10 protein-coding genes, 1 other RNA gene and 1 pseudogene are annotated in these 11,722 nt (G+C 38.8%); 3 read left to right on the forward strand and 9 right to left on the reverse strand.

What is annotated here, in order from left to right; genetic code table 11:
* From HT729_RS12115 to HT729_RS08080, 8 genes and pseudogenes are all read right to left on the reverse strand, one after another.
* Positions 1–97, reverse strand: a pseudogene (locus HT729_RS12115) (peptidase); the annotation flags it as partial.
* Positions 98–323: 226 nt separating this feature from the next.
* Positions 324–1,013 carry a response regulator transcription factor gene (locus HT729_RS08050; RefSeq protein WP_000518020.1) on the reverse strand — a complete coding sequence of 230 codons (690 nt, stop codon included), beginning with the start codon at positions 1,011–1,013 and terminating at the stop codon, positions 324–326.
* A gap of 11 nt (positions 1,014–1,024) precedes the next feature.
* The gene (gene gndA / locus HT729_RS08055) at positions 1,025–2,449 is read right to left on the reverse strand and encodes an NADP-dependent phosphogluconate dehydrogenase (RefSeq protein ID WP_000158778.1); all 1,425 of its coding nucleotides are present in this window, start codon (positions 2,447–2,449) and stop codon (positions 1,025–1,027) included.
* 75 nt (positions 2,450–2,524) lie between these two features.
* Positions 2,525–3,931 carry a cell division site-positioning protein MapZ family protein gene (locus tag HT729_RS08060; RefSeq protein WP_023938812.1) on the reverse strand — a complete coding sequence of 469 codons (1,407 nt, stop codon included), beginning with the start codon at positions 3,929–3,931 and terminating at the stop codon, positions 2,525–2,527.
* Positions 3,932–3,943: 12 nt separating this feature from the next.
* Entirely contained in the window at positions 3,944–5,101 is a 1,158-nt protein-coding gene (locus tag HT729_RS08065) for a class I SAM-dependent RNA methyltransferase (protein ID WP_023934049.1), read from the reverse strand.
* Positions 5,102–5,185: 84 nt separating this feature from the next.
* Positions 5,186–5,566: RNase P RNA component class B (gene rnpB / locus HT729_RS08070), an RNA gene on the reverse strand.
* A gap of 20 nt (positions 5,567–5,586) precedes the next feature.
* Positions 5,587–5,928: a cell division regulator GpsB gene (gpsB, locus tag HT729_RS08075; RefSeq protein WP_000146532.1), complete on the reverse strand. Its 342-nt coding sequence runs from the start codon at positions 5,926–5,928 to the stop codon at positions 5,587–5,589.
* 69 nt (positions 5,929–5,997) lie between these two features.
* Positions 5,998–6,525 carry an SLOG family protein gene (locus HT729_RS08080; protein ID WP_138700402.1) on the reverse strand — a complete coding sequence of 176 codons (528 nt, stop codon included), beginning with the start codon at positions 6,523–6,525 and terminating at the stop codon, positions 5,998–6,000.
* A gap of 67 nt (positions 6,526–6,592) precedes the next feature.
* Here HT729_RS08080 and HT729_RS08085 point away from each other — a divergent pair, with 67 nt between their 5' ends.
* Complete coding sequence (locus tag HT729_RS08085) at positions 6,593–7,177, forward strand: VanZ family protein (RefSeq protein WP_000725526.1); 585 nt, start codon at positions 6,593–6,595, stop codon at positions 7,175–7,177.
* A gap of 756 nt (positions 7,178–7,933) precedes the next feature.
* On the opposite strand, the gene HT729_RS08090 is transcribed toward HT729_RS08085, so the two are convergent.
* On the reverse strand, positions 7,934–8,314 hold the full coding sequence (locus HT729_RS08090; protein ID WP_023934045.1) for a hypothetical protein: 381 nt from the start codon (positions 8,312–8,314) through the stop codon (positions 7,934–7,936).
* Between the two features lie 427 nt (positions 8,315–8,741).
* Here HT729_RS08090 and recU point away from each other — a divergent pair, with 427 nt between their 5' ends.
* Both recU and pbp1a read left to right on the forward strand, forming a co-directional pair.
* On the forward strand, positions 8,742–9,338 hold the full coding sequence (gene recU, locus HT729_RS08095) for a Holliday junction resolvase RecU (protein ID WP_172931883.1): 597 nt from the start codon (positions 8,742–8,744) through the stop codon (positions 9,336–9,338).
* Complete coding sequence (gene pbp1a / locus HT729_RS08100; protein WP_172931884.1) at positions 9,335–11,518, forward strand: penicillin-binding protein PBP1A; 2,184 nt, start codon at positions 9,335–9,337, stop codon at positions 11,516–11,518. The genes recU and pbp1a overlap by 4 nt, the downstream gene beginning before the upstream one ends.
* The last annotated feature ends 204 nt before the right edge of the window (positions 11,519–11,722 follow it).

An 11,722-nucleotide genomic window follows, 5' to 3' on the forward strand; every position in this document is an offset into this window, starting at 1 on the left:
AAATAACAGTCAAAGCAGATACTGTCGATAGCTGGCTAGCTAATAAAGTACTAGCAATAATTGAAATACCGAATTTGCGATAAAATGTTTTCTTCATTATTTTATCCTCCTAAAAAAATTGTAACACATCTGTTCGTCCCTGTCAATATAGTAAATTGAAATAAGATGTGAACAAATCGATTAGGAAAGTTAAATTAATTTCTAGAAAAGTTTTAGCAGTTGTGGTGTACCATTCTAGTTTCAATCCACTATACAAAGAAAAAAACGGAAAGACATTCCTTTCTCCATTTGAAAAAAGCAGTTACACAACTGCAACTGCTTTTCTATTCTTGCATGGTGTAACCAACACCACGCACGGTTTTAATGTAGCTTTTTTGACCTTTTACATCAAGCTTGCTACGTAGATAACGGATATAGACATCTACGATATTTGTCTCGGTCCCACTTTCATACTTCCAGACACTTTCCAACAACTGCTCACGAGTCAGAACTTTCTTGCTTCCCATAAGTGTCGCCAAAAGGTCATACTCACGGCGAGTCAGAGCAATCATCTCTTCACCACGATAAACCGTGTGATGTTCAACATCTATCCTAAGATTGCGGTAGGTCCTTGGAACTTTCATCAGACTGCAGTGTTGATCAATGAAGTCCCGACCTCGGAAGATCGCCGAAATACGCGCTACCAGATTTTCGATAAGGACTGGCTTATAGATGTATGAAACTGCAAAACGCTGAACAACTTCCAGCTCTTCTTGCAAGTCTTCCCAATGATCTAAAATCATGATGACTGAGGCTGGCTTAGTTCGACTCAGCTTATCTGCAAAATCCTGGGCTGTCATATCCCCCAGATGAGCATTCAATAAAATCAAGTCATAGTCTGTCTGAAGAGCCATGGAGAAGGCTTTTTGCCCCTCCTCAACCTGATCAACTCGGTATTGCTCTTTTTGGAGTTCCAAACTTAAAAAATGAGCTAGATTTCGTTCTTTCTCAAGTAATAAAATCCGTTTCCCCATGGCAGACCTACTTATTTTTCGTCATACCAAGAGTAGTGGAAGGTTCCTTCTTTGTCTTTACGTTGGTAAGTGTGGGCACCAAAGTAATCACGTTGCGCTTGGATCAAGTTAGCTGGAAGATCAGCTGAACGGTAGCTATCAAAGTAAGTAATAGCTGCTGAGAAGGTTGGTACTGGCACACCAGCTTGAACTGCAAGAGCTACGATATCACGCACTGCTTGTTGGTACTTAGCAGTAACATCCAAGAAGTACTCATCCAAAAGAAGGTTGGCAAGGTCTGCATCACGGTTGTAAGCATCTGTAATCTTTTGCAAGAAACGAGAACGGATGATACAGCCATCACGCCAGATAGATGCGATGTCTGCAAATGGCAAGTTCCAGTTATTTTCTTTAGAAGCTACACGTAATTGAGCAAAACCTTGTGCGTATGAGATGATTTTTGAGAAGTAAAGGGCTTGACGGATTTTTTCAATCAATTCAGCCTTATCTCCTTCAAATTTGAAGGCAGCTGGTTTTGGAAGAACCTTGCTAGCATGCACGCGTTCTTCTTTGTAAGTTGAAATGTAGCGAGCAAATACTGACTCAGTAATTAGCGACAATGGCACACCAAGGTCAAGTGATGATTGGCTAGTCCATTTACCAGTTCCCTTGTTACCCGCGGCATCAAGGATGTAGTCTACGATTGGTCCGTCTTGACCTTCATCGTCTTTACGGCTCAAGATATCAGCTGTGATTTCGATCAAGTAGCTGTCCAATTCACCCTTGTTCCACTCAGTAAAGATTTCAGCCATGTCTTCTGCAGAAAGGCCAAGCAAGTGTTGCATCAAGTCATAGCTTTCTGCGATCAATTGCATATCCCCATACTCGATACCGTTGTGAACCATTTTCACATAGTGACCAGCTCCATCAGGACCGATGTAAGTCACACATGGTTTGCCATCTTCTGGTGCTTTAGCTGAAATTTCTTCAAGAACATCTGCAACCAATTCGTAGGCTTCTTTTTGTCCACCAGGCATGATAGACGGCCCTTCAAGGGCACCTTTTTCACCACCAGAAACCCCAGTACCGATAAAGTTGATACCTGAGTTTGCCAATTCTTCATTACGACGGATGGTGTCTTTGTAGAAAGTGTTTCCGCCGTCAATCAAGATATCACCTTTGTCAAGGTGTGGAAGAAGGGCTTGGATAGTAGCATCTGTACCAGGTCCAGCTTGAACCATCAGCATGATACGGCGAGGTTTTTCGATTGAGTTTACAAAACTTTCAACGTCATAGCTTGGTACAAAGTTCTTTTCAGGATGGCAAGCAATCACATCTTCCGTTTTTTCTTTACTACGGTTGTAAATAGCAACTGTGTAACCACGAGATTCAATATTAAGGGCAAGGTTACGACCCATTACGGCCATACCTACGACACCAAAGTTAGCTTTTGTCATTTGACACTCCTCTTGTTTCATTTATTTTATTTTATCATTTTTACTTTTGAAAAGAAAGAATTTTGTAACGACTGCTTAGTAGTCCAAGTCATCTGCATGACCAGCGCCATTTCCGACAAAGTAGCCTGTCTTACAGTTAAGGGTAAAGAGATAGGTTCCATCTGGCTTGTAGAGGTTGTAATAACCATTGCCGTTAACGATATTGACACGTTCAAGGATATATTGGTCTCCAGTGATATAGCCACGTGATCGTGAAGTCGCTAGAATTTGTTCCAAGACACCATCCGCAAAATCCCAGGCAGAGTTGTTACTATCATCAATAGCAGACTGGTTATAGGCAACACGACTGGCACTTCTTTGAACAGCAACACCCGCACTTGATACGCCCATATTGACTTTGCTACGAGAACTTCTAGTCTCATTTGAGGCAGCATTTGAACTACTTGGGCTTGTCTCACTAGTCGTATTTGAGCTTGTTTGACTAGTGCTTGAGCTACTAGTTTCACTTGAACTTGAGCTAGAAGTACTTGTTTGCTGGCTCTTACCAAGGCTGATAGCCTTATCTAGCACTTTATCAAGCTCCGTATTTCCAGTTTTAATATCCGTAAATTTAGCATCCGATTTGGCTTTGGCATTGGTATCCAAGACACCATCCACAATAGCTGGTTTCTCAAATTGAGCATTGACATCTTGAATGGCCTTGATTTGCGTTGCTAGACTATCATACTTAGATTTGGCTAGCGTATGTTCACGACTACCTTCCAGTTTATCAAGCAAGGTTTTGAGTTGAGTCAGTTTATCAAACTGGCTATTTTTCAAAGCCGTTTTATTACTATCTGTGTAGAAAGCATCATATAAATTATTAAATTCTTCCACTTCTGCCTGCGTGTTTGTGGTTGATTGAGAAGTCTGAATTTCCTTGGTCGAGCGATTCACTTGACGATAGACATAATAAGCACTGACACAGATAATTACTGATACAAGCGCCAAAGCGGTCAAAACAAAGCCTTTTTTGCTTTTCTTTTCTGAGTCTTCTTGTTCCAGACGAGAAAGGTTTTGCTCCTCTTCCACTTCTTCAGTCATTTCTGTTGGATTTTCATCCTCTAGCAATAGAGGATCCAAGCCTTGCTCCTCATCGTCCAGAGGCAAGGGTGGTAAGATGTCTTCAGAAGATGGAACTTCCTCCGAAGAAGCTTCTGACTCTTCTACAGCCTCACGCATCTCTTGAATTAAATCATCCAGACTCTGAGTTTCAACTAACTCCTCTTTTTTGTATTGGCGAGTCGCAAACTTATCCGCCTCAATTTCATCTCTGTGTTGCTTAACATACTTGTCCAAAATGGAATCCTCAGGCAAGACTCCTGCTTCCACTTCTTCATTTTTACGAATAGCTTGACCAACTGTTAGCTCTTTTGCTTCATCAAAATCAAATTGCGGTTCTTGACCTTCTTTTTTATGACGATTTCGTCTTTTTTTACTCATGAGTATCCCTTTCTATTTTACCTCTTGCCGTTTGACACGCTGACCAAAATATTGATACAGATCCACTTTCAAGGTTCCGTTGTATAACTTACGCTTCTTATCTGCTTGGCTACCATACTTGCTTTCAAAGGCTTCATCACTAGTCAAGATAAATTTGCTCCAAGTTTTCAGTGGTGCAAATACTTGACCCATCTCAGCATAAAGCTTGGTCACCCCTGCATCATCTGATAAACGCTCCCCGTAAGGCGGATTGGAAATAATTACACCATTGATTTTATCGGAACGTAAATCCTGCACGCGCATCTGCTTAAAAGTAATGTCTCCTGCAACACCAGCTACCTGAGCATTGGCCTTAGCAATTTCCACCATGCGAGCATCAATATCACAGCCCATGATATCCAGTTCCAGCTCACGGTCTACTTTTTTAGCCGCTTCTGTGCGCACTTCCTGAATCAAGCGATCGCTGACCCAGTTCCACTCCTCAAAGGCAAAAGAGCGACGAAGTCCTGGTGCCATCTTTCGAGCAATCATGACTGCCTCGATACAGAAAGTTCCTGAACCACAGGTCGGATCAATCAAAGGCTTGTCTGGATACCAGTTAGAGAGTTGCAAAATAGCTGCTGCCATATTTTCCTTGATAGGAGCCCCACCCTTTTCCGTACGATAGCCACGTTTAAAGAGACTGGATCCTGTCGTATCAATCATGACAGTTGCCACATCTTTGAGAATAGAGACCTCAATCTTAAACTCTGGGCCATTCTCCATCAGAGGAACACCTTCTGGGCGAGCATAGTGTTTCTGCAATTTCTTGACAACAGCTTTCTTAGAAATAGCCTGAACACTGGGCTCATTGTGAAGTTTAGATTTAACACATTTGGCTTTTGAAATCGGGAACCGAGCTCCAAGTGGTAAATAATTTTCCCAATCTAAAGCGAAAATTCCCTGAAACAACTCTTCAAAAGTCTTAGCTGGGAACGTTCCTACGATAATTTTGATACGATCTGCTGCCCGAAGCCAGAGGTTGGTTTCGATAATAGCTCTCACGTCTCCTTGAAAACGCACACGTCCATTTTCAACCTGACAATCGTAGCCCAGCTCTCTTACTTCTCGTCCTACAACAGCTTCAAGCCCTGCTGCCACAGTTGCAATTAAATTAAATTCTTTTTTCATGTTACAGTCTTGCAAGACCTTTCTATATGTCCACTTTAAAAAATGAGGTTGAGAAAATTTCTCAGCCCCAACCTATATGCAATTTTCTATAAGCCATGTTTTGTTCCAGAAGTGACTAGGACCACTTCCTTCGATAATCATCTGTCTACCACTAACAGCTCTAGCTGATAGCAGTCAGAATACTACGTTCGTTTCCGCGTACTCCATGCCCCGACCAAAATTTGGGTTGCTAGCTTGAGGGGTTTACCGCGTTCCACTCTCTCCGTTTCCAGAAAGACTCCGTCACTGTGGCACTTTCAAGCCTACTCTGACCTATCCAAGGACTTAGCCATTTCAACTGCCGTAACGATTTCTCGTCCCTAGGCTTATGGTTTCGCCTAGCACAAACACTACAGGCATCACAGCCTGTGCTAGCATGGACTTTCCTCATGAGAAGCAATTCTCCTCACGCGATTATCCAAAAATTGCATGTAACAAGACCTGAATTACAAATCAGTATTGTCTAAAATTTGTTTACCGAATACTTCTTTTTCAAGACGATTCAAGCGTTTCAAAATATCAAAATTCGTCATAGAAGATGAAGCAGCCACATCAATTGGATCTGGGTGACTAGGACTTGGAGCCGAGCTCACTTGCGGTTTACGAGTTAATTCTTCCTTCAAATCCGCAATCTCCTGACGAAGTGACTTGACCAAGGCAGCATAGGTTTCATAGTCCTTGATGACATCGTCTAAAAACTCATCAACTTCTACCTTACTATAGCCACGGACTTCACGCCCAAACTCTTGTTCAAAAATATCTTTTGCTGAAAAAATAATACTTGCCATGTCTCTCTCCATTCTCGATTGCTAGTATTATTATATAAAAAAAGGCAAACAAAAATCAAGGTCAAAGCTTCAATTTTCGGAAAAATTTTCAGCAAGTTCATTTAATTGATCAAATGTTAATCTCTTTATAAAATAGTCCTCTTGATTTTTCATCTTTTGGTAAAAATAAGCTAGTTTCGTTTCATTTTCTTCATCATAAAAAAGATAGGAACTAGTCGTGTTTTCCAGCAAAAACTGCTGGTAATCTCTTAACTGCCCCTTGTGTTCATAGCGAGGATAGGCATATTTGACAAAGTCTACCTGCTTAAAACGACTCAGTTTGATCTGATTGCCTTCATTCCAATTTTCCCCATGGGCTTCAAAAGCAAAAATGGTCGCCAACTGGAAACCGTATTCGATTTTCATCTCCTGAGCAACCTCTAAAACCCAATATTCAAAACCCAAACTTCCTGTAAACACAAGCCAAGCCACCCCATCTGCTGCCATAGCCTCTAAATCTTTACGTATTGCTTTTTTTATCAATTTAAGACGAGGATCCTTGTCAGAAGACAAACCCAAATCAAAAGCAGAATAGCCTAAAACCAAAGCTGTAGCCATTTTTAACCCTTTCTGTGCAAATTTATGATATAATATGGTATATAAATGAAATTTAGGAGATTATAAAATGAAAAAAATATATATACTTGATTTTTTAAATTTAGCTATTTCCTTCCTAATTTGTAGATGGTTTTTTATGGAATACCTTTACTTCCAATTCATCTCTATCTTTAGTTTTCCTACCGGTGGCTCTGATTTCTGGAGACCTCTATTCATCATTCTAATTCTAACATTGTTTTTATTCACTTTCCTAAGATCTAGCTATACGCACAGACTTGATACTAGATTGATAAGAATATCTTATTTTCTTTACTGTTTAATTCTTGTTTATTCGCTACTTTTTAAAAATTTAGGTATTCAGGGAGTTAACTTTAATCTCGTTGAGTTTATCAAAGATTCACTTTTAATTGATTCAACAATTCCTCTTTTAAATATTGTAATTTTTATCCCAATAGGAGGATTATTTAAATTTAATTTTAAAACAGTCATGCGTTTTATCTTTTTCATAACAATAATAGAAACCTCACAATATGTATTTCATCTCGGATTCTTTGATATAGGAGATATATTTACAAACACAATAGGTTTTATAATTGGAAGCAATATCCATGATAGCAGATTAGGAAAAAAGATAATTCATTACATAAAATAAAACTACAAATCTTAGATATTCTATTTACATTCCTTTAAAATCAGAAAGAGCATCATTTTTTATAATATGTACTAATGATAGGCATTTGTTTAAAGTATATATTTAAACTCCGATGTTTATTACGCAAACTGTCAACAAAACATGTAAACTTTGATTTTAAAGAAGGCCAGGTGAAAACTCATAGTAAACAGAAAACAAAAGAACTAAGCACAGTTTGAATAGTATCCTTTTTTGAGGTTGTAGATAATACTGACAAAATCAGTAACAAATCTATGAAAATATCTACTACCTATATTGCTTTTTAATTTTATAAAAGCATCAATTTTAAGAGAAAACAAATATTTCAATAATAAACCGTATATGATCAAAGATTTTAAAATCGTGATAATATTCGGTTTTTCTGATTGTAAAGATTTTTTACCAAACTTATTTTTAATTGATAATAATTCACTTATTATTACCAAATTCTCTTTAAAAGTATGTTTTAAAATAACTTATATCTATTCAATCTTTATAATCCATCACAAAATACTTTTCTACATCAAAACTCACAAAGAAACTATAGTAAATTGAAATAAGATGAGGATAAATCATTTGAGGCATTCAAATTAATTTCTAACAATGCTTTAGAAATTATGTTGTACTATTCTAGTTTCATTTTACTATAAAAACCAATTGATATGATTAGTAAGGAAGAGTATTAAACTAAAAAATTATAAAATAGTTAATAAAAGACTTATCCAAATAAATACTCAATTAATAAGTCACACTACCTGAAATATTATATAAACCTCTATCCTCAGTATTGAAATATAATCCATAAGTACCTGAATTTAGATCAACACTAATTGTTCCACTAGTTTTTCCATAATAAACAGATGATGCATATATTTTACCACCAATCCATGAACGACTCACAACAGAAACTCTAAACCCTACGTTCCCACTCCCAGGTCTAGGAGTTTGGTTATGATTAACAGTATAGGTTCTTCTACGGTTAGTGTACCAAGCTTGTATTGAATATTGACCTCTTATTCCCTGTCCATTATAAGTAATCGCAGTTGCTGCATGCACTACATTTGCTATCAACAGAATCCATAAAAAGCCAATAGATAGTATCCGAATAATGTCTTTCATAGAGATTCCTTCAAAATATATAAGTATGGAGATAATTTCAATCCCAAGTTTAATCAGTCTGTAGTTAATTACTAGAAGAATGTTCCGAATCAATAAAACAATAAAGCTAAAATCAAGCCTATATAATTACGACTCTAGATTATATCTTGTTTGTAAAGCGCTTTCGACATCATTATATAACATTTATAAAATTAAATCAAATGATATTTATATTTTTTATACTACGTTGTGATTCGAATGTGATAATGTCTTTAGTAAATCGAACGTGAAAATATCCCATTTGGTAGAATAGTCATATGAAAAGGATCCAACTGAATATGAATGAAGCGAAAAAATATCTTGTGATAAAAGCTATAGCCATTTTTAACCCTTTCTGTGCAAATTTATGGTATAATAAAGTGATGTTATTGTACCAATAAGGAGAATTATGGTCAACTATCCACATAAACTTTCATCACAAAAAAGACAAACATCTCTTTCTCAACCCAAAAATTTCGCAAATCGAGGAATGTCTTTTGAAAAGATGATCAATGCTACCAACGACTACTATTTGTCTCAGGGCTTGGCTGTTATACACAAGAAACCAACCCCTATTCAAATCGTACGAGTGGACTATCCACAACGAAGTCGTGCCAAGATTGTTGAAGCCTATTTTCGACAAGCTTCAACGACGGACTATTCTGGCGTTTATAATGGATATTACATCGACTTTGAAGCCAAGGAAACAAAACAAAAACGTGCGATTCCGATGAAAAATTTTCATCCACATCAGATTCAGCATATGGAACAAGTCCTTGCCCAACAAGGAATCTGCTTTGTCCTTCTTCACTTTTCTTCTCGGCAAGAAACCTACTTATTGCCGGCATTCGATTTGATTCGCTTCTATCATCAAGATAAGGGGCAAAAATCAATGCCACTTGGATATATTCGAGAATATGGATATGAAATCAAGGCTAGTGCCTTCCCTCAAATTCCTTATCTCAATGTTATCAAAGAACATTTATTAGGTGGTAAAACAAGATGAACAAACCAACGATTCTGCGCCTAATCAAGTATCTGAGCATTAGCTTCTTAAGCTTGGTTATCGCAGCCATTGTCTTAGGCGGAGGAGTTTTTTTCTACTACGTTAGCAAGGCTCCTAGCCTATCCGAGAGTAAACTAGTTGCAACAACCTCTAGTAAAATCTACGACAATAAAAATCAACTCATTGCTGACTTGGGTTCTGAACGCCGCGTCAATGCCCAAGCTAATGATATTCCCACAGATTTGGTTAAGGCAATCGTTTCTATCGAAGACCATCGCTTCTTCGACCACAGGGGGATTGATACCATCCGTATCCTGGGAGCTTTCTTGCGCAATCTGCAAAGCAATTCCCTCCAAGGTGGATCAACTCTCACCCAACAGTTGATTAAGTTGACTTACTTTTCAACCTCGACTTCCGACCAGACTATTTCTCGTAAGGCTCAGGAAGCTTGGTTAGCGATTCAGTTAGAACAAAAAGCAACCAAGCAAGAAATCTTGACCTACTATATAAATAAGGTCTACATGTCTAATGGCAACTATGGAATGCAGACAGCCGCTCAAAACTACTATGGTAAAGACCTCAATAATTTAAGTTTACCTCAGTTAGCCTTGCTGGCTGGAATGCCTCAGGCACCAAACCAATATGACCCCTATTCACATCCAGAAGCAGCCCAAAACCGCCGAAACTTGGTCTTATCTGAAATGAAAAATCAAGGCTACATCTCTGCTGAACAGTATGAGAAAGCAGTCAACACATCAATTACTGATGGACTACAAAGTCTCAAATCAGCAAGTAATTACCCTGCTTACATGGATAATTACCTCAAGGAAGTCATCAATCAAGTTGAAGAAGAAACAGGCTATAACCTGCTCACAACTGGGATGGATGTCTACACAAATGTAGACCAAGAAGCTCAAAAACATCTGTGGGATATTTACAATACAGACGAATACGTTGCCTATCCAGACGATGAATTGCAAGTCGCTTCTACCATTGTCGATGTTTCTAACGGTAAAGTCATTGCCCAGCTAGGAGCACGCCATCAGTCAAGTAATGTTTCCTTCGGAATTAACCAAGCAGTGGAAACAAACCGTGACTGGGGATCAACTATGAAACCGATCACAGACTATGCTCCTGCCCTGGAATACGGTGTCTACGATTCAACTGCTACTATCGTTCACGATGAGCCATATAACTATCCTGGCACAGATATCCCTGTCTATAACTGGGATAGGGGCTACTTTGGCAACATTACCTTGCAATACGCCCTGCAACAATCGCGAAACGTCCCAGCCGTGGAAACGCTAAATAAGGTCGGACTCAACCGCGCCAAGACTTTCCTAAATGGTCTCGGAATCGACTTCCCAAGTCTTCACTACTCAAATGCCATTTCAAGTAACACAACCGAATCAGACAAAAAATATGGAGCAAGTAGTGAAAAGATGGCTGCTGCTTACGCTGCCTTTGCAAATGGTGGAACTTACTATAAGCCAATGTATATCCATAAAGTCGTCTTTAGTGATGGGAGTGAAAAAGAGCTCTCTAATGTCGGAACTCGTGCCATGAAGGAAACGACAGCCTATATGATGACCGACATGATGAAAACAGTCTTGACTTATGGAACTGGACGAAATGCCTATCTTGCTTGGCTCCCTCAGGCTGGTAAAACAGGAACCTCTAACTATACAGACGAGGAAATTGAAAACCACATCAAGACCTCTCAGTTTGTAGCACCTGATGAACTATTTGCTGGCTATACGCGTAAATATTCAATGGCTGTATGGACAGGCTATTCTAACCGTCTGACACCACTTGTAGGCAATGGCCTTACGGTCGCTGCCAAAGTTTACCGCTCTATGATGACCTACCTGTCTGAAGGAAGCAATCCAGAGGATTGGAATATACCAGATGGTATCTATCGAAATGGGCAGTTTGTTTTCCAAAATGGAGCAAGACCGACTTGGACTGAAACAACATCCCAATCATCTTCAACCGAAAACTCCTCAACAAGTACAGAAGGCTCTACTAGCCTAGCACCAACTACAAGTCCTGATGCTAGTAATAATAGTCAAAATCAAGCACCAGCCACAAGTCCTGATGCTAGTACCAATGCGCCAAATACACCCGGAGCCAATCAAACTCCAGCTCCACAGACCCCTCAACAACAACCACAACAGTAAACGAAAAATCCTGAGAACTCTAAACTCAGGATTTTGTCATTTTCAAAATGAAATACAGAGGTCAAGTACATTTTCCCATAATAAAACGCATACGACCAAGGCTTTTCTGTACTGACCCCAAAAGTTAGACAATTAATTTATCCAAAGGATTTAGTTCTGTACTGCACAGGACTGAGTCCTTTTAATTTTACCTTAATTCGTTTA

Source organism: Streptococcus sp. 79 (genome assembly GCF_013277425.1).
GTDB classification, from domain to species: Bacteria; Bacillota; Bacilli; order Lactobacillales; family Streptococcaceae; genus Streptococcus; species Streptococcus pseudopneumoniae.

Excerpts from the sequence above, each read along its gene's own strand:
- HT729_RS08050 (WP_000518020.1), bottom strand. The coding sequence starts at position 1,013 with ATGGGGAAACGGATTTTATTACTTGAGAAAGAACGAAATCTAGCTCAT.
- gndA (WP_000158778.1), bottom strand. The coding sequence starts at position 2,449 with ATGACAAAAGCTAACTTTGGTGTCGTAGGTATGGCCGTAATGGGTCGT.
- HT729_RS08060 (WP_023938812.1), bottom strand. The coding sequence starts at position 3,931 with ATGAGTAAAAAAAGACGAAATCGTCATAAAAAAGAAGGTCAAGAACCG.
- HT729_RS08065 (WP_023934049.1), bottom strand. The coding sequence starts at position 5,101 with ATGAAAAAAGAATTTAATTTAATTGCAACTGTGGCAGCAGGGCTTGAA.
- gpsB (WP_000146532.1), bottom strand. The coding sequence starts at position 5,928 with ATGGCAAGTATTATTTTTTCAGCAAAAGATATTTTTGAACAAGAGTTT.
- HT729_RS08080 (WP_138700402.1), bottom strand. The coding sequence starts at position 6,525 with ATGGCTACAGCTTTGGTTTTAGGCTATTCTGCTTTTGATTTGGGTTTG.
- HT729_RS08085 (WP_000725526.1), top strand. The coding sequence starts at position 6,593 with ATGAAAAAAATATATATACTTGATTTTTTAAATTTAGCTATTTCCTTC.
- HT729_RS08090 (WP_023934045.1), bottom strand. The coding sequence starts at position 8,314 with ATGAAAGACATTATTCGGATACTATCTATTGGCTTTTTATGGATTCTG.
- recU (WP_172931883.1), top strand. The coding sequence starts at position 8,742 with ATGGTCAACTATCCACATAAACTTTCATCACAAAAAAGACAAACATCT.
- pbp1a (WP_172931884.1), top strand. The coding sequence starts at position 9,335 with ATGAACAAACCAACGATTCTGCGCCTAATCAAGTATCTGAGCATTAGC.